Here is a 24,084-nt window from a genome sequence, read left to right on the forward strand (position 1 = left end):
TTGAGGACTGTATGGGGCTATTGATTTTCTTCTTGATTATTATTGCAATCGTGTTTGGCGTGATCGTCATTCGCAATAATATTGTGCGACACCACAATGCAACCATTCGCGCATGGTCGGATGTAGCAACCTATGAGCGTCAGAAAATAAAAATTCTAGATGGCTTAGAACCTTTGGTCGAACAATACTCTAGCTTTGAAAAAGGTACCTTGGAAAAAGTCACGGAACTGCGTCAAAACATTCTAAACCTGAACTTAAACAATACAGATGTCAATCAGTTGCAGCGTATCGAAGCATTAAACCAAGAGCTAATGCGCAGCCTCAATGTTGTAGTCGAAAACTACCCTGAGCTCAAGGCCAATGAGATTTATCTAAAGATGATGAATGAAATTGAAGAGCAAAATGAAAATGTCGGTGCTGCGATCAGCATCTTTAACCGCAATGTCGAGTTATTTAACAACCACATTCAAGTTTTTCCAAACAACATTGTCAACACCATGACCGTGGGTAAAAAAGCGGTACGTCCTTTCCGCGACGCGACTGCACTACAAAATTTTGATTACCGTCCAAATTTCAATTAAAGCCGTAATAAGCCAAAGGTATATTTAAAGGCACTCCGATGAGTGCCTTTTTCATCTCCTGTGTTATTTTTTCCAGCAAAGCCTCCCATCACATCTAACACTACTCCACAGCATCAACACAACTTTAAACAACCGTAACCAGCTACGATTCAACTTAAAAAGCTTTGCTTTAAAAGTGTTACAACACTGGTGTTTATTTGCATAATCAAGGAAAATAGCCTCCTTTTAGCGGCGAACTGTTTTTTCGCTCTTGCGCTGCAAGCAGAGCAGTGCTTTGCTCTTGTTCAGGATATTCTATGAAGTTTGAAAAATTAGGTCAGTCGGGTCGCGCCCGTCGTGGTCGTTTAACTTTAGAGCACGGTGTGGTTGAAACCCCTGTGTTCATGCCTGTCGGTACTTATGGTACGGTGAAAGGCATGCTCCCGCGTGATATTGAAGACATCAAAGCGCAAATTATTTTAGGTAACACCTTCCATCTTTACCTACGCCCTGGCCTTGAAGTAATTAAAGAGCACGGCGGCCTGCATAAATTCATGAAGTGGGATAAACCCATTCTGACCGATTCAGGCGGCTTCCAAGTCTTCAGTTTGGGCGCGATGCGTAAAATTAAAGAAGATGGCGTAACGTTCCGCTCTCCAATTGACGGTTCTAAAGTATTTTTGTCTCCTGAAATCTCAATGGACATCCAACATACATTGAACTCAGATATCGTGATGATTTTTGACGAATGTACGCCTTATCCTGCAACGCATGAAGAAGCGCAAAAGTCGCTACAATTGTCATTGCGTTGGGCAAAGCGTTGTAAGACTCAGCATCATGATGTGCTTGAAAATAAAAATGCGCTATTCGGCATTATTCAAGGCGGTATGTATGAAGACTTACGTGATGAGTCTTTAAAAGGCTTGCTTGAAGTGGGTTTTGACGGTTATGCCATTGGTGGGCTGTCCGTCGGTGAACCGAAAGAAGAAATGATTAAAGTGCTGGATTATCTTCCAGAAAAAATGCCAGCAGACAAACCGCGCTACCTGATGGGCGTGGGTAAACCTGAAGACATCGTGGAAGGCATCCGCCGTGGCGTCGATATGTTTGACTGTGTCATGCCTACACGTAATGCCCGAAATGGACATTATTTTGTAACCGACGGTTTAGTACGTATCCGTAACAGTAAATACCGTCATGATCAAAGTCCGCTGGATCCACACTGCGACTGTTATACCTGTACCAACTTTACTCGCGCGTACTTATTCCATTTGGAAAAATGTGGTGAGATGCTGGGTTCAATGCTCGGTACTATTCACAACTTACGTTACTACCAACGTTTCACTCAAGACATTCGTGATGCATTGGATAACGATCGCTTTGATGCCTTTGTTGAAGATTTTTATGCACGTCGTGGTTTAGAAGTTCCACCTTGCCCCCAAGATTAATTGTTGTGAGCATTTGCGCTTGGTAAAAAGACAAGGTAAATTGCAGAACAAGTCTATTTATGATCAATTCGTTGGTCACCGTTTTTTTAGTTTAGGAATTTGAAATGAGCCTTTTTATTTCTACAGCTCACGCAGCGGGTGAAGCTGCACAACAACCAAGTATGGTCGCAAACTTATTGATGATTGCTGTTTTTATTGCAATCTTCTACTTCTTAATTTGGCGCCCTCAAGCAAAACGTGCCAAAGAGCACCGCTCTTTGGTTGAAAGTCTTGGAGTAGGCAGCGAAGTGGTATTTGCTGGTGGCTTAATGGGTAAAATCACTAAACTCGAAGGTGACTTTGCAGTGGTTGAACTGAGCCGCGGTGTAGACGTAAAAATTCAACGCGCAAGTGTGATTTCAGTTCTTCCTGAAGGCACATTAAATAACCTTTAATCAAAAAAATTAGTCGTGCATCCGCACGACTTTTTTCATTTTAAGAAGAAAACAAATGCGTTACCCAGCATGGAAATATCTACTGATTCTCGTGGTTTTGACGATCAGTACATTATATGCCCTGCCTAGTTTGTATCCGGATGAGCCTGCGGTTCAAATTTCTGGTGCCAAAGCTGGTACCCAAATTGACCAAAGCATCGTACAAAAAGCAGAGCAGATTTTAAAATCTGAAAGTATTTCAAGCCATGACAACAGTTTTAGCAATAATGCTGCACTGTTACGTCTTGACTCTAGCGAAGCACAATTAAAAGCCAAAGAAGCGTTACGTCGTGGCCTTGGTGATGACTATGTTGTCGCGTTGAACTTGGCGCCAACCACGCCAGAGTGGCTACAAAAAATTGGTGCAAAACCAATGAAGCTCGGTCTGGACTTACGTGGTGGTGTTCACTTCTTATTAGAAGTGGATATGGATAAAGCGATTGCTCAGCGCATGGAAACCTCTGCGACGGATTTACGTCGTCAGTTCCGTGACAACAAAATTAAATTTAACAGCCTTGCATTAAACAACAACACCATTACCGTTCAGTTCGCCAACAATGATGATCGTACTGTGGCTCAAGACTACTTACGTAGTAATGGTAATGAGTTTAATCAGCAAGCGGTCGCAACTGCGACAGGTTCAACCTTACGTTTAACCTATACCGATGTTCGCCGCCAAGAAATTCAATCTTATGCCGTGAACCAAAACTTAACTACTTTACGTAACCGTATTAACGAGTTAGGTGTGGCAGAAGCCTTGGTACAAACACAAGGTAGTAACCGCATCGTGGTTGAGCTCCCAGGTGTTCAGGACACTGCTGAAGCAAAACGTGTCTTGGGTCGTACAGCAAACCTAGAGTTCCGTTTGGTCTCTGACCAAAATGACCAAGTGATTGACCCTTATACGGGCAAGAGCAATGGTCAGCCACTTCCACCAGGAACCGAGCTTTTTGCATATCAGTCTTTAGACAGCGGACGTGAATTACTTTTAAACCGTAACCGGATTTTAACGGGTGAACGTGTTCAAAACGCATCAAGTGGCTTTAGCCAAGACACTGGTGGCGCTGAGGTAAACATTACCTTAGACACCGCAGGTGGCAAACTGATGGCGGATGCAACCCGTAATGCGGTGGGTAAGCGTATGGCTGTGTTGTTCATTGAAAATAAGCAGCGTATTAGCTATATCACCGATCCTGCGACTGGTGCGCAAACTGAAGTCCGTACACCTTATGCAGAGTCTGTAGTGATTAACGCTGCAACTATTCAAGCAGTACTCGGCTCTCAATTCCGTATCACGGGTCTAGACTCGCCTCAAGAAGCGTCTGAACTCGCACTAATGCTACGTGCTGGTGCACTTGCTGCGCCAATGTACTTTGTTGAAGAGCGTGTTGTTGGTCCAAGCCTCGGTCAAGTAAACATTGATAAAGGTGTGCTATCGACTCAAATCGGTTTCTTACTGGTAGCAATCTGGATGGTAGTCTTCTTCCGTCTCTTTGGTTTAATTGCCAACTTTGCCTTGGTCTTCAACTTAGCCATGATTCTAACGGTCATGTCTTGGATTGGTGCTTCCCTTACCCTGCCGGGTATTGCGGGTATCGTGATTACCATTGGTATGGCGGTCGATGCCAACGTCTTGATCTGTGAGCGAATACGTGAAGAAATGAAGTGGGGAGCATCGCCCAAACAAGCCATTGTGGCGGGTTATGACCGTGCTTATAACACCATTTTCGACTCAAACTTAACCACGTTCTTAGTTGCGTTTATCCTATTTGCTATCGGTACAGGCCCAATTAAAGGCTTCGCTGTGACCTTAATGATCGGTATTATCTGCTCTATGTTTACTGCTATTACAGTAACACGTGCGATTGTACAGCTCATTTATGGCAAAAAACGTAACTTGAAAAAGTTGAGCATATAAGGAGATCGATGATGACTGATGTGACTCAACAAGATTCAAAAAAATACGGCCGTCCAGATGATGAGCGTGTGATTGATTTTATGAAGATTGCGCTGCCTGCAGCCATTCTTTCTATTGTCTTAACCATCGGTAGCCTATTCTTTATTTTCACCAAGGGTCTTAACTTAGGTTTGGACTTTACTGGTGGTATTTCTGCCGAATTGAACTATAGCAAACCAGTGAAGTCGGCCGATGTCTCTGCTGCACTAACCAAAGCTGGCTTTCATGACCCTGTGGTACAAACCATTGGTTCAGATCGTGATTTGATTGTGCGTATGCCTGTACAAGAAGACACAGCCGCAGAAGACTTAACCAAAACCATTACCCAAGCTGTACAGCTACCGGGTAACTCTGCTTCAGTTAACAAAGTTGATGTGGTGGGTGGACAAGTCGGCAATGAACTCTACATTCGCTCAGCGGGTGCTGTGGCTTTAGCGTTACTGCTGATGTTGGTCTACGTAACGATTCGCTTTGAATTCAAACTGGCGATGGGTGCGGTACTGTCTTTGTTCCATGACGTGGTGGTCACCATCGGTATTTTTGCCATGATGCAGTGGCCATTTGACTTAACTGTATTGGCTGCAATTCTGGCTCTGATTGGTTTCTCATTGAATGACAACATTGTCGTTTCGGATCGTATTCGTGAAAACTTCCGTAAGATTCGTGGCGCTTCGCCTTTAGAGATCGTTAACATCGCTTTAACTGAGACCCTACGTCGTACCATTCACACCTCAATGACTTTATTGTTGGTAGTGATCTCAATGATGCTTCTTGGTGGTGATGGCCTTAAATGGTTCTCTGTTGCAATGTTTGTGGGCGTTTTTGTGGGTACCTACTCTTCAATCTACATCGGTACAGCTTTTGCTTTATGGCGTGGCTTAAACCGTCAAGACTTCATTGTTCAAGTGAAGCCTGAGTTTGAAGAAGAAAATGAAATTCCATAAATACACACCATAGTGTGAAAAAAAAGCCTCTCAATCGAGAGGCTTTTTTATGTCGGTGAGAAGGTGTTGTACCAGCTCAATCTGAGGCAACGCATAGCCACGGCAGGACTGTTCTGCCCGCCAAGCCACGGTCAACATCACATCTCCCAACTCAAAATTTTGATAGGCAAAACTCCCAATCAGCGGATGACTACACATGCCGCCATTATGCGTTGGATGTGCTTGAGTATTCAGTTCATTTAAGTTTAAACGAATGCCTAAACCCGAGGCTTTAAGCACCGCTTCTTTGGTGGTCCAGACCTTAAACCAGTATGCTTTGTCCTGATCAAACTCGTGCCACACGCGAAGTTCCTCTACGTGAAAAGCATGTTTAGCCAAAGCCTCAAAGCGTACTTTTCGGCTTAATTCTTCCACGTCCACGCCTAGATCTTGCATCCGCTCACTGGTAGCTAAAGCATAGTAATTTTGGCTGTGACTATGATTAAAATGAAAGGAAGGCTGATCAAGCAAATAAGGTTTACCTGTCTCACTCAACGCAATGGAGTGATCATCCACAATCATCTGCCGTTGTTCGGATAAGCATTGATTGCGATATTGATAAATGGCTTGTTTTCGCTGTGCAATTTGCTCAACACGTGACAGGTTGTGATCCACCAGCACAATGTCCTCAATCTTTTTCAGCTCAACACGTATTGTCCTTGCCACTTTGCCTTCCTATCATAGTTTCATGCATCATAAAATAAAAAAGCCCAAAGATCACTTTGGGCTTTTCAGCATCAAAACCTTAATGCCTGATTAGCGTTTGAATTTCTTCTCAGCTTTCTTAAATTTCTGAACATAACGACGCTTACGCGCTGCTGTACGTTCATCCACCTGTGATTTACGTCCTTCAAATGGGTTTTCAGAGGTTTTAAACTCAATACGTACTGGCGTACCTTCAAGTTTGTACACTTTACGGAATACGTTTTCTAAATAACGACGATAATCCGCAGGCGTTTTATCAACTTTGTTACCATGCACCACAATCGTAGGTGGATTTTGTCCACCCATATGGGCATAACGCATTTTAATACGACGACCACCGACCATTGGCGGTTGGTGCGCATCCGTAGCATCACTTAAAATTTGTGTGATTTTTGCAGGCGAAACTTTCAAATGGGACGAATCATAAGCACGGTGAATCGATGGATATAGATCCCCGACACCCGTACCATGCAATGCAGAAATTAAATGCACTTTCGCCCAGGGAATAAAGTCAAAGCGACGATCGACATCCAATTTACATTGTTTACGATCATACTCAGACATATTGTCCCATTTGTTAATCGCAATCACCATCGCACGGCCCGCTTCAAGCGCGTAACCAATCAAATGTAGATCTTGCTCAACCACACCTTCACGTGCATCAAGTACAACCACAATGACATGGGCATCTTTAATGGCTTGTAGCGTTTTCACAATTGAGAACTTCTCAATCATTTCATCGACTTTACCTTTACGGCGCACACCTGCAGTATCGATTAAGGTGTACTGACGACCATCACGTTCATACGGAATATAGATCGAGTCGCGGGTTGTCCCCGGCTGGTCAAATGCAACTACACGCTCTTCACCCAATAAACGGTTCACTAGCGTCGATTTACCGACGTTTGGACGACCAATAATCGCTAAACGTAAGCCTGTGTTTTTGTCGTGCTCATCTGCATCTTCATCTTCAGGTACACTTGAAAGCACATCTTCAAGCATTTGCTGCACGCCGCGACCATGGCTCGCAGCCACTTGCATAGGTTCGCCCATACCCAACTTGTAGAATTCAACAAGTGCAGCTTCGGCATGTACACCATCAACTTTGTTCGCCACAAGGTAAACTTTCTTACCCAGTGTACGCAGCTCACGCGCAATTTGCTCATCCGATGCGAGCAGGCCTGCGCGTGCATCGACTACGAATACAATAATATCGGCTTCATTGATGGCAGTTTTAGACTGTTCCGCCATGTAAGAGTCGATACCGCCTTCATTTTCGCCAATACCACCAGTATCAACCACAATGAAAGACTTATTTTGAAATACAGCATCACCATATTTACGGTCACGAGTCAGACCGGCAAAGTCAGCAACAAGCGCGTCTCGGCTTTTGGTGATCTGGTTAAATAGCGTTGATTTTCCGACGTTCGGACGACCAATGAGCGCAATTACGGGTTTCATAGATTAACCTTTATTCAAGATCAGCCAGTGAGACTGGTCTGAACATCAGAAACTGGAAGAAAAATTAGGTGAAAAACCTGAATAAAAACTCGGGGTTTTGACTAAGCAAACACCCCGAGGAATTTAAAAAAATACGAATTTCGACTAGTTTAACATAAGTCGAACAGAATTAACGATTCTGCCAAATGCTTAATGCACCCTTTCGTGTCGCAACATAGAGTTGATCATCAATCACACGTAAAGTACGCACTTCACCAGACGTCTTCGCACGACCAATCAATTCACCTGTCGCAGGGTTCAGCATGTGCAAAACGCCATCTAGATCACCAACAATTAGGTCTTGGCCTAACATCACTGGATTACTCAATTGGCGGTTCAGCAGGCTGTCATTTTCCCAAAGCTTTTGACCCGTGCTAATTTCATAAGCCACTAACTTGCCGTCAGTTTGCGCCACGAATACACCATTACCCACCACTTCAGGGCGCTGCGTACTACTCGAATCTTCACTCCACACCACTTGCTGTGAAGCCAAATCTGTCATGGTCACTTGACCTTGATAGCTGGTCGTAATCAAGTACTGACCTGCTACTACAGGATCACCATCGACATCATTCAAACGTTGAATATCCGAACGACCATCCGACACAGCTACACGGCGCTGCATACGGGGTACACCTGTAAGCACATCTAAAGCATAAACATAGGCATTTGCTGAAGAAATCAGCACTGTACGCGCATCAACAGGAACAGGCGCTGCATTACCACGTAAGCTAAGTTGTACATTTGGTAAGTTATAGGTCCACACTTGCTGACCTGTTGCCAAATCATGCGCAAAAACAGTGCCATCATTACTGACAGAAATGACACGACCAGCTTGAATCAACGATGGCGCAAGAAGTGCACCTGTTAATTGTGCAGTCCATTTTTGCTCGCCAGTTGCCTGATCTAAAGCAAACAACTGACCTTTGGCGTTACCTACAATGACATGACCATCGGCAGCCTCAACACCTGAACTCAAGCCTGCTTTAGATACTTCTTTTTGCCATAGTTTTTGTTTACCTTGATATGCCGTTACGACACCTTTAGGGTCAAGTGCAAAAACTACACCGTTGTCTGCATCTAAGCGTAAACGTAAAGGATCAGCAGTCGAAGTTGAAGACACACTTTGAGAAAATACAGGAGTCAGAGTTTTCGCCTGCGTCAGTTTTGGAAGTGGATTCGGCTTAACTTCTTCTACTTTTCCGCTACTTGCACAACCCGCAAGTGCTAAAGTTAATACGGTTAATGCGCACGAAATTTTGTATTTTCTATTCATTCAGTTTCTTCCGCTGCTGTTTCTATAAGTGGACGTTCGATTTCAGGATCATCAACTAAAATACCAACACTTTCGAGTTTAATTTGTAAAATTTGGCGTTCTTGTTTACGTTCAACCAACTGATCCCATGCACTTTGGTACGCTTTTTTTGCATTTTCGATGTCGTTTTTAGCCACATAGACATCACCCAAAGCTTCATCGGCTGTCGCTTTAAAAGCAGGATCTTTTACCAATGCAAGGTTTTTAATCGCATCATCAAACTTCTTTTGCGCCAATTGTGCATACGCTAAACGCAATTTCACAATTTGCACTAAGCCGTCGTCATCCACTTTCGAGTTTTCAACTTTCTTCAACGCTTTTTCAGCACTAGCATAATCCGCCTTGTCATAGGCCAATTTTGCCATTAACAATTGCGTTTGAATGGCCTGCGCCGAATCTGGGGCTTCTTTCACAATTTTGTCCGCAGTTGCAGACAAGGCTGTAAATGCATCGCCTTGCGTTGCACGTGCTTCATCCATCAATTGCTGAACTTTAGCCGTGTTCATTTGGTTCTCGGCCAAAGTTTTCTTCTGCCAGTATTGCCATCCAAAAAAGGCAATCAGCGCAATTAAAATCCCACTAATAATGGCTGAACCATATTTCTTAGTGAAAGACTTTAAACTATCAAGTTGTTCTTCATCACTTAATGCGCTCATGTGACTACCCTTTCCTTATATTTTGGCTTATTTTGAAGAAAATTTTTCAATCATAAATGGCACGATGTCATCCACCGCAACCAAAGTTTGTTCAGCTGTCGCCAACTCTTTTACGGCAAACTGCGCAGCTTCCACCTCGCGCTCACCCAAAATGAGGGCAAACAATGCGCCAGACTGATCCGCTTTTTTCATTTGCGACTTCATTGAACCATGTGATCCAACTTTCAAACGAAGCGTGCTTGATGCAGCATCTAACTGGTTACGAATTTGTTCTGCAAGAACCAAAGCTTTGCCTTGAGAAGCGGGATCTGCCAACAAAAACATTTCACAGTCACGTACAGGTGTAGCGTCTTCCACTTGTTCAAGCAACAACAACAGACGTTCCATGCCCATCGCAAAACCAACTGCAGGTACAGACTGATCGGCCTTGCCTTTAAGCTGACCCACTAAGCCATCGTAACGACCGCCCGCACACACTGTGCCTTGTGAACCTAAATGCGTGGTGGTCCACTCAAATACAGTTTTATTGTAATAATCTAAGCCACGCACCAGTTTTTGGTTAATCACGAAGCTCACACCTGCATCAGTTAAATATTGCTGCAAAGTTGCAAAGTGCTGTAGTGTCTCCTCCCCCATAAAGTCATGCAACTTCGGCGCATTTTCTAAAATGGCTTGAGTTTTGGCATCTTTAGAGTCAAGGATACGTAGTGGGTTGGTGGTTAAACGACGCTGTGAATCTTCATCTAAATCATTTTTATGTGATTCTAAGAACTCCACCAATGCCGCACGATAAGCTGCACGCTCATCAGACTCACCCAAAGTATTCAACTCAAGTTTAACTTTATCTGCTACACCCATGCGTTTCCACAGACGTGCTGTCATCAAAATCAGCTCAGCATCCATATCTGGGGTTGCCACACCAAAGGTTTCCACGCCAAATTGGTGGAACTGGCGGTAACGACCCTTTTGCGGCTTTTCATAACGGAACATTGGCCCGATATACCAGACACGAGGCGTCGCACCGCGAAGCAAGTTATGCTCCAGCATGGCACGTACACAGCCTGCGGTTCCTTCAGGACGCAAAGTCAAAGACTCAGGCGGATTACCTTTGTCCAAGAAGGTGTACATTTCTTTTTCAACGATATCCGTTGCATCACCAATCGAACGTTTGAACAAATTGGTTTGCTCAACAATAGGCAAACGAATTTGCTGGTAGCCATACGCATCCATCAATGATGCGAGATGCTGTTCAAGACGTCTCCACGCTGGTGTTTGCGTAGGAAGAATGTCATTAAAACCTTTGATTGCGACAATTGAACTCATGATGAACTACGGATGATCTCTTTAGATTTAGCTTCTTCAAGCTCTGAAACACGCTGACGAACCATCGTTTCGATTTCGTCAACCAACTGATTTGTGTCAATTAAATGGCTCTTTTCACCATTACGATACACCAGTGAACGTGGACTTGCACCAACTACACCAATATCGGCTTCTTTGGCTTCACCCGGACCATTCACTTTACACCCAATCACCGACACATCCATTGGGGTACGAATATCTTCTAAACGCTCTTCCAAGGCTTGCATCACTGAAATCACGTTAAACTCTTGACGTGAACAGCTTGGACAAGCAATGAAGTTAATGCCATTTGAGCGAAGACTGAGTGATTTTAAAATATCAAAACCAATCTTAATCTCTTCTTCTGGTTCCGCTGCCAAGGAAATACGCATGGTGTCACCAATGCCATCCAACAACAAGCCGCCCAATGCAATCGCAGACTTCACTGAACCTGTACGATAAATCCCAGCTTCTGTCACACCCAGATGTAACGGATTATCAATTTGCTGTGAAAGTAGGCGATAAGCGTCCATGGTTAAAAACACATTGGATGCTTTCACTGAGACTTTGAATTCATGGAAATCTAAACGGTCTAGAATATCAATATGACGCATCGCCGACTCAAGCAATGCCTGACCGGTTGGCTCACCATATTTCTTTTGAATATCTTTTTCCAGTGAACCTGCATTCACTCCAATACGCATAGAAATATCGTTATGACGTGCTGCAGCCACCACTTCACGAATTTTAGCTTCAGAGCCAATATTCCCGGGGTTAATCCGTAAACAGTCCGCACCCAAGTCCGCAACACGCAGTGCAATCTTGTAGTCAAAATGAATATCTGCAACCAACGGTACCGATGAACGCTTACGAATTTCACCAAAAGCCTCTGCCGCTTCCATCGTCGGTACAGAAACACGCATGATGTCCGCACCCACATCTGCACAGCGCTGAATTTGCGCCAGCGTTGCTTCCACATCACAAGTTTCAGTATTGGTCATACTTTGAATGCTGATGGGTGCATCGCCACCGACATAGACTGAACCTACACGAATCTTACGAGTAGGCTTGCGTTTAATTGGATTTACAATCATTGCTTTTCCTTGATCCCATTAACGTGACAAGCGGAAATCTGCTTTTCCACCGACGGTATATGGTGACAATGAAATACTTTCATTATTTAAGCTGAGTGACACAGCAGCGGCATCATCGATACGAATCTGAAAAGGAGTCTCACCCGCAAGCTCAAGTGTAGAGGCTTGACGCCCTGTTGCCAGTACTTTGCCAGTTGAATCGACAATATGTACAGACGTAGGACGATTGAACTCAAGTTTCAACTGATCCCCTGTGGTTGCAGCAGCCCCATTCATATTGATGATTTGCACATCAGATTCCGTCTGCTGAGTCGCAGCCTCATCTGTACTGCCTGACCAATTCTGAATCATGCCGAACAACGCTGCCAAAATCGCAATTACAACAATCGCAATCAGCCCACGTTTCAACCATTTACGGTTACGGTCACGGTTAGAACCGGGTAATTTACCCATGATTTTAATCGGTGAATTATTCAGTGCGTGATTCGGCAATAGCCCCGTATCATTGGCATAGATGTCATCAAAACGCTGAATAATCGTAGTAGCATCCACTTTTAGGAACTTCGCATAAGTACGATAGTAACCCTTAATGAAGGTTGCTTCTGGAAGCGCCGTATATTCGTCCTGCTCAAGCGCAGTTAAAGTCTTGAGTGGAATATTCAACTCTTTGGCAACGTCGCTTAATTCACGTTTTTGTGTAATACGAATTTGACGAAGATAATCACCCGGACGTTGGATATTTCCTAAAGCATTGCTAGAACCATTCGATTGTGGTGAATTAGGATTTACTTCCATACGGCCTCAGTAGTGTACTGTAATTGCAAATAACGTTTGTATTCTTGACTGTCTGGATACAATGCACGTAACTGGTTGACCAGTACTTGCGAACCCATTGTGTCATGATTTGCTCGCGCAATTCGGATCCCAATCCAAAGCGCACGCGCATCTAAATTTTTCTCGCCCACCGCCTGCACAAACTGCTCATAGTATTGCGCAGCTTCAGCATTTTGCTGACGTAAATATGAAATTTCCGCCATTTCGATCATGGCAAGATAGGCACCTGAGTTTACCTGTAGGGCTTGTTTAAAAGCAGCTTCTGCTTCCGCCACTCGACCTACTTGTAGATACGCACGACCTAAATTTTCCAATGCTCGATAACGTTGATCATACCCTAAAGTTGAACCTGCAACTTGAAGTTGATCAATCGCGTCATTATAACGCCCAATTTGATATAAATACGTACCGTAGTTGTTACGAGCCTGTGCATTTTTTGGCTCAGCCGCAATTGCATGCTTAAAATAACGCTCTGCCTTTTCCACATTTTGCGGACTGCCTTCGCGCTGTAACAACACCCCCATCATCATATTTGCAGATGCATCACGAGAGTCGATATCTAATGCCTGATCCAATGTACGTTTCGCAGCATCGTAATCATTCGACTTAATATATTCAGCCGCCAATTGCGTTCTAACTTGTACTGCTTTACTTGGGTCACCTTTCGTATTCACGGTTTGGCAACCCACCAAGTACCACACTGACACACCCAGTGTCAGCGCAAGGTAAAGTTTAGAAACGGGTTTTTTCAATTGGCATCCCCTTATATTATCCTTGTGAACGTAGAATCTCGTTTTTCTCTGCTACTTTCTTTTTCCACTGCTCAGCACGACGTGTTCGATCAGCCACTTGACCGACCAATTGTCCGCAGGCAGCATCAATATCATCACCACGCGTTTGACGAATCGTACACACAAATCCGGCGTCAGACAAAGTTTTTTGGAAAGAAATAATGCGGTTGCGACTTGAACGACCATAAGGCGCATGTGGAAATGGATTAAACGGAATTAAATTAATTTTACTTGGTAAGTTCTTCAACAGTTTAATCATCTGCTGTGCATGCTCAGGATGATCATTCACCCCATCCAACATCACATATTCAATCGTGACATGCTTACGCGCACTTTCATTACCGTCTTTAGCAATATAACGCTGACATGCTGCAATCAATTGTGCCAATGGATATTTTTTATTGATTGGAACCAATTCATTCCGTAGTTCGTCATTTGGCGCGTGTAGGGAGATTGCCAATGCAACATCAATATCTTGTGCCAATTGATCAATTTTCGGCACTACACCCGAAGTCGATAAGGTCACACGGCGCTTAGACATGCCATAAGCAAAATCGTCTAGCATAATACGCATTGAGCTCAAAACGGCATCATAGTTCAGTAATGGCTCGCCCATCCCCATCATTACGACGTTGGTCACCGAGCGCTCACGCTCAGCTACAGGCACATCTTCCATATAAGAATAGTTTGCAACCCATAGCTGACCAATAATTTCATCTGGGTTTAAGTCGCGCTGAAAGCCTTGTTTACCGGTTGAACAGAATGAACAATCCAGTGCACAGCCTACTTGAGATGAAATACATAAAGTACGGCGCAAACCACTGCGATGTTCAGCAGGAATCAATACGGTTTCAACCAAAGAACCTTCGCCCTCACCAACACGAAACACCCACTTACGCGTACCATCTTTAGAATAATTTTTATGCACCACTTCTGGCGCTTTAATTTCACAAAGTTTTTCAAGTTTTTCACGTAACTTGCCTGAGATATTGGTCATCTCTGCAAAATCAGTCACAAAAAACTGGTGAATCCATTTCATCACCTGTCCTGCGCGAAACTTTTTTTCTCCCATATCTTCGAAGAATTTTTCAAGCTGCGGACGTGACATGCCAAGTAAGTTCACTTTCGCAACAGAATTTTGCTGTGCAGGAGCGGATGGAGATTGTTGCTGTTCAGCCGAAACTGTAGAGACAGCGACCACTTCAGTACTCATGTGTATTACCTAAACCATGTCTAACGATGAAAGGAGAAGCTCAATAAACGAGCAGAAATTTATTCAGGGAATAAAAAAACCAGATAAGTATAATAACACTTATCTGGTTTGAATACTTCGAATTAACGAGTACGTGGAGCAATCTCAGTTTGAGCGAAGAAGTAGTTAACTTCACGATCAGCAGATGCTACAGAGTCAGAACCGTGAGCAGCATTTTCGTCGATGCTTACAGCGAAGTCAGCGCGGATAGTGCCTGGAGCAGCTTCTTTAGGGTTAGTTGCGCCAAGAATTTCGCGGTGAGCAAGAACTGCGTTTTCGCCTTCAAGAACTGAAACAACAACTGGACCAGAAGTCATGAACGCAACTAGGTCAGCAAAGAAACCACGTTCTTTGTGCTCTGCGTAGAAACCTTCAGCTTCAGTTTGAGTCAAGTGTTTCATTTTAGTTGCAACGATTTGAAGACCAGCTTTTTCAAAACGAGCAAAAATGTCACCGATGTGGTTTTTAGCAACTGCGTCTGGTTTTACGATAGATAAAGTACGTTCAATAGCCATGATTGGCTCCTTAAGTCAATGTAGACATGAAAATTTTGGCGCATTATACCGACATAATGCACAATTTTCTGCTTTTACTCTGTAAAAAGTTGCTTTTTTCGATGCAAGGATTATCGTGCTTCGTCAATCCATGCCATTTGAATTGCTTCAAGCAAACCTTCAGTCGACTTGGTCGGATCATCACTAAAGTCTGGTAAGGCACACACCCAAGCATGTAAGTCCGTAAAGCGAATCCACTGCGGATCGACATCTGGATGAGCCTCATACAACTCAATAGCAATATCAATAGTGTCTGACCAACGTAAGCCCATGGTGGAGTCTCATCACAATGTAGAAGATGCTGTACTGTAGCAAACTCTGAAATTTAAGCGCTAGTTTGTTTGAGATAAAATTGGGCTTTTTTACAACACGATATTTAAAAATGGTGCACTACAAATTAAAGTGACGGCTACAACCGCACCTATAGCCGCTCCCACCAACACATCACTTGGATAATGCAGCCCTAAAATCATGCGTGACGCGGCAACCAAAACAGTAAAAGGCAACATGAGCACCAATAAAATTGGCTGTACAAAGCCCAATAAAGTACTGACCATCACCGCATGTAAAGTATGACCAGAAGGAAAACTAAAATGGTCAAGCGGTCGCTCACCCATTCGAATTACCTGATGCACTTGATAAGGTCTTGGGCGAATAGTTTTGATTTTTAAGACTTTATAAATTAAAGTCCCGCACAATGAACCAAGAACCAAATACACGATTTGTAAACTGTAGACCAATCCTTGCAACAACCAAGTTAAAGCCAACATCGTGTACCAAAAGATGCCATCTCCCAATCGACTGATCCGCTTAAAAAAATTGGCTACGGTATGCGAATGGGAAAAATGATTGAGATAAACACAGCCTTTTAAATCTAAATCTAATATTCTTATTTTTGCAGTTTTAAGATTCATACCACTTCTCCTTAACAACAATGTTGAAAGTTCAGCTGGAAAATCATTGTTATATGACGATTTAATTCATCAAAATCGCTTCTCGTTAAGCTCATATTAAAGGGTGTTTTTGACAGTTTGATGATTTAAGTTAAAACTCATCAAAATTACCCAACTCATCTTTATCACTGACGCTTTTAAAACAGCTATTGGCTAAGGTGCTGCCTTAATATTGGCCACATGATATAAGGCTTGCTCAAACTGTTTCACAGGATACTGCCAGCCTACACTTTCAATATCTTGACGTGCTTGAGTTCCCATACATCTAAGCACCTTTTGCTCTGGCAGTTGAATAATAGTCTGCATAAAATGTGCCACTTGTCCAAAAGGACTTAACCACCCTGTTATACCTTGCTTGATATAACGCTGCGGACTGGCATAGTTATAGGCCACCACGGGCAAGCCACTGGACATGGCTTCGAGTACTACATTACCAAAAGTCTCTATTTGACTGGCAAAAACAAAAACATCTGCACTGGCATAGGCTTGAGCGAGTGACTTACCTGTTAAGCTTCCCGTAAAAATCACATCTGAGCCATTTGCCATTTCAGTTAAACGCTTACGATCTGGCCCATCGCCCACAATCACCATTTTCAACTTGCGCGATTGCTGCTTCTTGATATTCAAATAGCTTTGAATGAGGACGTCGACTTCTTTTTCTGGAGATAAACGTCCCACATATAGCAACACAGAAGTATTTGCATCTGCTTGCCAGCACTGACGCAATTGTTCTGAGCGATGCTCTGGATGGAAGCGAGTTGTATCCACCCCTCGCCCAACCTCAACCAAGGGGCAAGTCACACCAAAGGCCTTAAGTTGATTTAACGTCGTTTGACTCGGCACACAGGTGAGTACCGTATGGTTATGAAACCAGCGAAGATAACTTTCAATCGGTTTGACCAGCAAAGCCAAATCAAAGAAGCGACTAAAGTCATGAAACGTTGAATGGAAACCACTAGACACTGGAATTTGATGTGCTTGAGCAGCATACAGTGCCGTCAACCCCAACGGTCCTTCCGTCACTATATGGACCACATCTGGTGCGAAGCATTCAATCGCTTTGCTGACTTTGACATACTGTGGCATACCAAATTGCATGTCGGCATATTTAGGAATGCTTTTTGCCCAAACCAAACACTCCTGTTCTGCCTGAAAGTCGGCACATATGTTTTTTTGTATTGGACGGATGAGCTGAATACGATGTCCCAGTGTCTGCAAACCTTTACACAGTTGTAACAAAGAGTTCGCCACACCATTAATTTCTGGTGACCATGTTTCCGTCACGATGGTTATTTTTAACTTGGGTTTGAGGGTTTCTTCAAGGATAGAGAGTTCTTGCTGAATATTATGCCGATGTTGTTGTTTGAGGTAAAACCGCTGTGTTTCTGGAAAATTGTGCTGTTTGAATAATTTTGTTGTCATTGAACCGATCATGCTATTCCAAACTTTTCTTATTTTCCCTCAAGTTTAGTTAAACTATTTGACAGTTTGATGATAACCATCATCTAAATAAAAAAGATACCTAATTTTTATAGGTATCTTCTTATCAGCCAAATGCATATAGAACCCTCATATTAGAACATCAAGTTAATATACAAATTGTCTCTATACTCCCCTGCGGGTGTATAAGCACTAGGAGGATCAACCAACTGAACTAAAACAACAAACTTATTTCGTTCAGTCGCTGGTTGGAAAATTGGAGCATTCCAGCGAGAAGCTGTTGCCCCTGAAATATTCATTTGAGTTCTTAATCTATTGTTTCTCTCATTGATCAAGAAGCTACTCCCCGAAGCACTTGTCAAATTACGTGTATTAAATTTGATTGCGTAATTACTATCACATGCTACTGAAAACGAAGTGGCTGCTTGACTCAAATAAGAAGCATTCAAGTTGAGTTGTGTTGCTACTAAATTCTCGATTTGACATTGTTTTGCATACAAAAAGTTGCTTGTCGACAATAACATGATAGCCAGCATAATGACTTTTTTCATATTATTTCTCCTCTCATTGGCATTCGAAGATGATTGTGCGAACATCTTCACTCGTTTGCGCTTCTGTCACAACCAACTCAGCATTACATGTTTTAGAATCTGCTGTCTTGATTTGTAACGTATACGTTTTTGGCACTAGACCATACAAAGTAATTGTTCCATCCGAACCAACTGGATAAAGCTCTCCCTCCTCATTATTAATATATAACTCCGAACCCGCTAAAAATGCTTGATTTGATTGACCTACAAGTGGACGAATCGTCACTTGTTTTGCATGATAAATTGGAAAATCAATGGTATATCCCCGCTGATTTAATGTAGCAATTTGTTTAGATGAATACGGTATCTTGTCTTCAATAGGCAACTGATCCACATCAAATGAAATATCATATTTCACATAAGGAATAATCTCATGCACAAATGCATAACCTTTGCTATTCGTTTTATTTGCATAAGTTAAAGAACGCAAAACATCAATATCTTTATAATCACCTACTTTCACCAAAGCAAAAGCATTATCCACACGCTTAGTTAAGCTAAACTTCCCATCCAAAAAGACCATTGCGCCTTTATAATTAACTTGAGAGTCACTCGAGTGCTCACCTTGAATATGATATAGATTAAGGTCACCGATATTGGTTTTCACAGTAGCATTGGCATTTAATACAGTTTCACTATCACGATAATCTGCCCCAAAATTGTAATCCACACCTACCTGACTCGAATCATTTTTAACAAATTGTAAGTTCGCACTTTTATCCGCAGAAGCACTAAAGTAGACCGACTTATCATCAAAGTTATAACTAAGAGACAAAATCCCACCTGAATCCTTATTATCCCCAAAATTATTAAAATAGCTTAAACCAAATGTAAACCCATTCCTAAAACTTCTATTAAAACCAACGGTAATTAACTTTTGATCTGCTGAATTATTCTGGGTATTTTTATAGTGGCGCTGCTCCGCATAGTTAATATTAAAATTACCAATATAAGGCAAATTACTAATTCCAACATATGCCAAATTTTCAAACTTTGGATAAGTAAAAGTAGATTCGAGCTCATCGCCAAGAAAAATAAAATCTCGGTCATTATATTTTGTACTTAACCCCAGAGATACTCTACCAAAATCTTTACTGGCTGAAAGTCCATAGGAATAGTTCATATCATGAGCATCATCATGTGAAGCTAAAATCACACTATCTAACACTAGATAATTAGACACCCCTTGTGTCCAAGTAAATCCTACATTTTGAATATCTTGACTATAAGATAAATTTGTACCAAGCGTAGTGGAATTTGAAAGACCTCTTCGATAATAAGTATTTGCAAAGAAATCGCGATAATCTCCACTATCTGTAGAATAATTATATCTTAACTTACCTAAAGCAACATTATACTCACTTAAACCAGAACGAAGTAAACGATTCGTCACCATAATGGGAAAGTTCTGTACACTTCGATTTCCTAACACATCCTCTACCACAATTTGGGCATTGCCTGCTTGCTGAATCTGGGCACCTGTTTGCAATGCATAGTCACCCGGACTAACTCTCTCACTATAGATTTTTGTTCCGTTAATATATAAATCAACTGTTGATGGTATTCGCGCACTTCCCTGTAATACAGGCAAATTCCAATAGATAAAGTCTGGTCGTTCTGTATAGTTCGTTCCCCAGCTTAGTCCTGCAAAACGAAGTGAGTTGATTAATGGATTAGATGCTGTTGTTGTATCCCCCAAGGTAAGGCGTGTCATTTTTTCTGGAAAATCAATATCTAAACTACTACTTAATCGTACAACTCCATCCTCCTCTGAAGAGTTTCTATGAATCAAAGAGTTTTTTAATATCCAATAATCTTTAAAAACCCCTAAATCAACTAAGCTATTAAATCCATCATCATGATCACTATTTGTGGTATATAAGAAATCATAATTAATAAAACCACCAAAACTTGCTTTCTCTGGTGTTAAGCTGTTATTAATTCCACCTGCATTTTGTGCAAAATATTTTGTCGGAATATCTATTTTTATAGATTGTGAAGCTTCATCAAATACTGAATTTACCTCACCACCAGAAACCAAACAGTAGTTATCTTTATTAGTCAGTTTTACAAATCCAATAACATCAATATTTCTTTCTTTTAAAATATTACAGTCAATATAATACTGATCATCCTTTTGTATGAGGTCCACATCAATGGCATGATCAAGCCCATTAATCCATAAATTTGCAATTCTTTCTTCAGATTTAATTTCAACAGCTGTAACATTTAATGAAATAAAAAAATTAATCAACAAGAGTACTTTAGTATTAGTTCTCATAAAAATTCCCCTTATCTAATTTGAGAATTTCAACTCCACCACATCATCATTTTTATCTGAATTAAATTGAATAATATAATTTGTAGATTTTTTCAGTTGAACATCCTTTAAAGCATAAGAGGTACTCTTTTTAGCCAACAAATACTTCATTTGCTCACTTTTATAAATGACTTTTTTATTCGTATCTAAGACTTTCAAGTTGCTTATTCTAATGTGTGAGTTTGCATCATTTTTTACAATTAAGTGGTCAGAATTGGTACTAAAATTTAACTTTATATTTTCTTGCAGCCCTACAAACAATGGCATATTAAAACTAACTAAGAAGTTAACCGTTGACCCTTTAGTCGCTTGCTGCATTTCATTAATTATAATTCGCCATGTACCTTCCTGTCCTTGCGATAAAACTGAGTCAATTGGTCGATTAAAGCCTACTCTTATCACTTGCTTTGCATTTGGTTGCAAAATAAAATTTTTGGGGTTAATTAATAACGAACTATCCGCTTCATAAAGATCTTCCCCCTTATCATTTTGAGTCCACTTCACTGCATTCACTTCAAAAACTTTTTTTTCTGCTTCATCTTTTGATTCCAACGTGACAGTAGTCGTTCTTTTTTGATCTTTTCCAGAAATGTAAAGCTGAACTGGATCTATCGAAACGCCCGCATGTATTTGTGAAGTACAAAACATAAAAAAACAGCAAAAACCCATGATTTTATTCATATTTTATCTTCCTCATTATTTTTATGCTAAATAACCCAATCCAATGTTTCCATCAGATCAGGTTATTTTATATACTATTACAAAATTAGTTTAATAAAAAACTTTAATTTTATAAGTATCAGTATAATCACCAGCACGTTGACTTGCGCTTACTGCAGGATTGTTCACGATAACATTATAGCTATCAGTTGAAACACCATCATGATTTGTGTTCCCCCAAGGTATAGCACCAGGTGAACCCACTTTATTCGTTGTAATAGAAGTGAACACTTTATAAGTTGTACTATCTGCCATCAACTTAACGTAAGTTGTAGGGTTGGTACCTGCATTCTCAGTTTCTAAATTGAGTACATATGGAGTATTTGTAGTAATTGTATAGCCAGAGCTTTTATTTCCGCCCTCATGGCTCAGTACAATTGGACTTCCTCCTTTAATCTCACATTTTTTTGGTACGTTAAGTTTAATTGGAATATCTTTTTGACAACCAAGAGAAGTACAATTAGACCATTTATCGCCGCCTCGATCTGCATCTTCTGCCAAAACTGCCGTAGACGCAGCACCTAATAGTGTTGCAACTAGCGATGCTTGTAGTAATTTATTCATAGCTATTCTCCGAGATTTTTCTTCTAAACCAAATTAATTGTTATGGTGTTTACCCTTAATCAAACTGGGCCTTGCATGGCTACCAAGCTTTTCTTAAGTGTGTGTTTATTCTAATTGTTCTGTACAAAAAACCACCTATGCACCCTTTTTCACTCAAATAGAGGACCAACTTTAAAACTCCAAAAAAATAAAATTAAAATAATGTTTTTATTTCTATTTTATTTATTAATTAACTTTATAAATCCCTAAAAACAGTTACACCACTTTCAGTGATGCACAATTTTAGTGCTTTTTTATATTTTAAATAGATCTCTGTTTTATTTTAGAAATTCACTTTTACATTTCATTACATCTTCAGTTGGATAATTTCTTAAATCGCTAAAAAATTCATTTTTCATCTTTTTTTTACTTTATATTTCCATTAATTTTTTAATTCAGGCCGATCATCTAGCTAAAATCCAAAGTTTATTCACATGCTATTTACCCAATTTCAGTGATTGAACAACATAACTAAAATCACATAATCAAGCCTTAAATTTACATGACCCACTATTTTAGAAATCTAAATCTCACACTAAAAACCCAAACGTAAGCATAAATACACTTTGTTGAGAGTTTCATTTATTGCAATAAAGCCCATTGATACGTTATTAATCCAATAATTTTTTGACAATATATGCTGCCCATATATCTAGCACTGAAATGGAATTCTCGTTGACTCCTTATAACGATTTTGAACACGGGTAAGATCAACTTATAGCTGTGTACCGATAGCCATATCAGCACCCTATTTATACTCACATCTTTTTAATTACTAGCTTTTCCCTACATAAAACATGATAGTAGATCAATAAAAAAACCCTACCGAAGCAGGGTTTTATTACTTAAAATCAGCTAGATCATAACCTTAGTTCTTCTCTTTATCTACAATCTTGTTCGCTTGAATCTAAGGTACGAAAAAAAAGGGAAAGCATTGCTTTCCCTTTTTTAAAGGCACGTAACGTAACCTTAGTTCTTTTCTTTATCGACGATCTTGTTTGCTTGAATCCAAGGCATCATCGCGCGTAACTTACCACCTGTTACTTCAATACCATGCGCTGCGTTTTGACGACGACGTGCAGTCATTGATGGGTAGTTCAACGCACCTTCGTTAATAAACATCTTCGCGTATTCACCAGATTGGATACGTTTAAGTGCATTACGCATCGCTTCACGAGACTGTTCGTTGATTACTTCAACGCCAGTTACATATTCGCCATATTCAGCGTTGTTAGACACTGAATAGTTCATGTCCGCGATACCACCTTCAAACATCAAGTCAACGATTAGCTTAAGTTCGTGTAAGCATTCGAAGTAAGCCATTTCAGGTGCATAACCTGCTTCTACCAAAGTTTCGAAGCCCATTTTCACAAGTTCTACCGCACCGCCACAAAGAACTGCTTGCTCACCAAATAAGTCAGTTTCAGTTTCTTCACGGAATGAAGTTTCGATGATACCTGTACGACCACCACCTACACCAGAAGCATAAGAAAGTGCTAGGTTACGTGCATTACCAGACGCATCTTGATGAATCGCGATTAAATCAGGAACACCCGAACCGCGTTGGTATTCAGAACGTACTGTATGACCTGGTGCTTTTGGTGCAACCATGATGACGTCAAGATCAGCACGTGGAACCACTTGGTTATAAAGAACAGAGAAACCATGAGCAAATGCTAAAGTTGCGCCTTCTTTGATGTTTGGCTCAATCACGTCACGATAAAGTTGTGATTGGAACTCATCTGGAGTCAAGATCATGACAACGTCAGCTTGAGCAACTGCAGCAGGAACTTCAGCAACTTTAAGACCTGAATTTTCAGCTTTTTTCCAAGAAGTAGAACCAGCACGTAGACCTACAGTTACGTCTACACCAGAATCTTTAAGGTTAAGCGCGTGTGCGTGACCTTGTGAACCGTAACCAATGATCGCTACTTTCTTAGATTGGATGATAGATAAGTCGCAGTCTTTATCGTAAAAAATTTGCATTGCTGTCTC

23 protein-coding genes are annotated in these 24,084 nt (G+C 41.3%); 5 read left to right on the forward strand and 18 right to left on the reverse strand.

What is annotated here, in order from left to right; all coding sequences use genetic code 11:
* Positions 1–11: 11 nt before the first annotated feature.
* The 5 genes from KVY11_RS13380 (at position 12) to secF (ending at position 5,382) form a co-directional block, all read left to right on the forward strand.
* Positions 12–581, forward strand: coding sequence for a LemA family protein (locus KVY11_RS13380; protein ID WP_218289238.1), 570 nt, complete (start codon positions 12–14; stop codon positions 579–581).
* Positions 582–877: 296 nt separating this feature from the next.
* A complete protein-coding gene (gene tgt / locus KVY11_RS13385; protein ID WP_004697695.1) occupies positions 878–2,008 on the forward strand; it encodes a tRNA guanosine(34) transglycosylase Tgt in 1,131 nt (376 codons plus the stop codon).
* A gap of 104 nt (positions 2,009–2,112) precedes the next feature.
* Entirely contained in the window at positions 2,113–2,442 is a 330-nt protein-coding gene (gene yajC / locus KVY11_RS13390) for a preprotein translocase subunit YajC (protein ID WP_004697692.1), read from the forward strand.
* A 55-nt stretch (positions 2,443–2,497) separates the two neighbouring features.
* Positions 2,498–4,399, forward strand: coding sequence for a protein translocase subunit SecD (gene secD / locus KVY11_RS13395; protein WP_218289239.1), 1,902 nt, complete (start codon positions 2,498–2,500; stop codon positions 4,397–4,399).
* A gap of 8 nt (positions 4,400–4,407) precedes the next feature.
* Positions 4,408–5,382: a protein translocase subunit SecF gene (gene secF, locus KVY11_RS13400; RefSeq protein ID WP_171527554.1), complete on the forward strand. Its 975-nt coding sequence runs from the start codon at positions 4,408–4,410 to the stop codon at positions 5,380–5,382.
* A gap of 30 nt (positions 5,383–5,412) precedes the next feature.
* On the opposite strand, the gene KVY11_RS13405 is transcribed toward secF, so the two are convergent.
* The 18 genes from KVY11_RS13405 to ilvC form a co-directional block, all read right to left on the reverse strand.
* Positions 5,413–6,087 (reverse strand): 4'-phosphopantetheinyl transferase superfamily protein, encoded by a 675-nt coding sequence (locus KVY11_RS13405; protein ID WP_218289240.1) that lies wholly within the window; start codon positions 6,085–6,087, stop codon positions 5,413–5,415.
* A gap of 90 nt (positions 6,088–6,177) precedes the next feature.
* Positions 6,178–7,587: a ribosome biogenesis GTPase Der gene (gene der, locus KVY11_RS13410; RefSeq protein ID WP_004697684.1), complete on the reverse strand. Its 1,410-nt coding sequence runs from the start codon at positions 7,585–7,587 to the stop codon at positions 6,178–6,180.
* Positions 7,588–7,756: 169 nt separating this feature from the next.
* Positions 7,757–8,902, reverse strand: coding sequence for an outer membrane protein assembly factor BamB (bamB, locus tag KVY11_RS13415; protein WP_058870298.1), 1,146 nt, complete (start codon positions 8,900–8,902; stop codon positions 7,757–7,759).
* Positions 8,899–9,597 carry a tetratricopeptide repeat protein gene (locus tag KVY11_RS13420; protein ID WP_005401704.1) on the reverse strand — a complete coding sequence of 233 codons (699 nt, stop codon included), beginning with the start codon at positions 9,595–9,597 and terminating at the stop codon, positions 8,899–8,901. The genes bamB and KVY11_RS13420 overlap by 4 nt, the downstream gene beginning before the upstream one ends.
* 27 nt (positions 9,598–9,624) lie before the next feature.
* The gene (hisS, locus tag KVY11_RS13425) at positions 9,625–10,920 is read right to left on the reverse strand and encodes a histidine--tRNA ligase (RefSeq protein WP_218289241.1); all 1,296 of its coding nucleotides are present in this window, start codon (positions 10,918–10,920) and stop codon (positions 9,625–9,627) included.
* The gene (ispG, locus tag KVY11_RS13430; protein WP_004697677.1) at positions 10,917–12,032 is read right to left on the reverse strand and encodes a flavodoxin-dependent (E)-4-hydroxy-3-methylbut-2-enyl-diphosphate synthase; all 1,116 of its coding nucleotides are present in this window, start codon (positions 12,030–12,032) and stop codon (positions 10,917–10,919) included. The genes hisS and ispG overlap by 4 nt, the downstream gene beginning before the upstream one ends.
* A gap of 18 nt (positions 12,033–12,050) precedes the next feature.
* A complete protein-coding gene (locus tag KVY11_RS13435) occupies positions 12,051–12,827 on the reverse strand; it encodes a helix-turn-helix domain-containing protein (protein ID WP_218289242.1) in 777 nt (258 codons plus the stop codon).
* Positions 12,818–13,618 carry a type IV pilus biogenesis/stability protein PilW gene (pilW, locus tag KVY11_RS13440; RefSeq protein WP_218289243.1) on the reverse strand — a complete coding sequence of 267 codons (801 nt, stop codon included), beginning with the start codon at positions 13,616–13,618 and terminating at the stop codon, positions 12,818–12,820. Before pilW ends, KVY11_RS13435 begins: the two co-directional genes overlap by 10 nt.
* Positions 13,619–13,634: 16 nt before the next feature.
* Positions 13,635–14,870 carry a 23S rRNA (adenine(2503)-C(2))-methyltransferase RlmN gene (gene rlmN / locus KVY11_RS13445; RefSeq protein ID WP_004697671.1) on the reverse strand — a complete coding sequence of 412 codons (1,236 nt, stop codon included), beginning with the start codon at positions 14,868–14,870 and terminating at the stop codon, positions 13,635–13,637.
* A gap of 122 nt (positions 14,871–14,992) precedes the next feature.
* A complete protein-coding gene (ndk, locus tag KVY11_RS13450; RefSeq protein ID WP_004983508.1) occupies positions 14,993–15,424 on the reverse strand; it encodes a nucleoside-diphosphate kinase in 432 nt (143 codons plus the stop codon).
* A 110-nt stretch (positions 15,425–15,534) separates the two neighbouring features.
* Complete coding sequence (iscX, locus tag KVY11_RS13455) at positions 15,535–15,735, reverse strand: Fe-S cluster assembly protein IscX (RefSeq protein ID WP_004697668.1); 201 nt, start codon at positions 15,733–15,735, stop codon at positions 15,535–15,537.
* Between the two features lie 90 nt (positions 15,736–15,825).
* Positions 15,826–16,377, reverse strand: a complete 552-nt coding sequence (locus KVY11_RS13460; RefSeq protein ID WP_178904921.1) for a phosphatase PAP2 family protein — start codon at positions 16,375–16,377, stop codon at positions 15,826–15,828.
* A 192-nt stretch (positions 16,378–16,569) separates the two neighbouring features.
* The gene (locus KVY11_RS13465) at positions 16,570–17,850 is read right to left on the reverse strand and encodes a glycosyltransferase family 1 protein (RefSeq protein WP_178904923.1); all 1,281 of its coding nucleotides are present in this window, start codon (positions 17,848–17,850) and stop codon (positions 16,570–16,572) included.
* Positions 17,851–17,990: 140 nt separating this feature from the next.
* Positions 17,991–18,407, reverse strand: coding sequence for a hypothetical protein (locus tag KVY11_RS13470; RefSeq protein ID WP_218289244.1), 417 nt, complete (start codon positions 18,405–18,407; stop codon positions 17,991–17,993).
* A 13-nt stretch (positions 18,408–18,420) separates the two neighbouring features.
* Complete coding sequence (locus tag KVY11_RS13475; protein ID WP_218289245.1) at positions 18,421–20,727, reverse strand: fimbria/pilus outer membrane usher protein; 2,307 nt, start codon at positions 20,725–20,727, stop codon at positions 18,421–18,423.
* A gap of 15 nt (positions 20,728–20,742) precedes the next feature.
* The gene (locus KVY11_RS13480; RefSeq protein ID WP_218289246.1) at positions 20,743–21,447 is read right to left on the reverse strand and encodes a molecular chaperone; all 705 of its coding nucleotides are present in this window, start codon (positions 21,445–21,447) and stop codon (positions 20,743–20,745) included.
* A 90-nt stretch (positions 21,448–21,537) separates the two neighbouring features.
* Entirely contained in the window at positions 21,538–22,050 is a 513-nt protein-coding gene (locus tag KVY11_RS13485; protein ID WP_218289247.1) for a hypothetical protein, read from the reverse strand.
* A 1,008-nt stretch (positions 22,051–23,058) separates the two neighbouring features.
* A complete protein-coding gene (ilvC, locus tag KVY11_RS13490; protein ID WP_004983494.1) occupies positions 23,059–24,075 on the reverse strand; it encodes a ketol-acid reductoisomerase in 1,017 nt (338 codons plus the stop codon).
* Positions 24,076–24,084 lie beyond the last annotated feature (9 nt).

Source organism: Acinetobacter sp. CWB-G5, assembly GCF_019209785.1.
Classification (GTDB): domain Bacteria; phylum Pseudomonadota; class Gammaproteobacteria; order Pseudomonadales; family Moraxellaceae; genus Acinetobacter; species Acinetobacter johnsonii.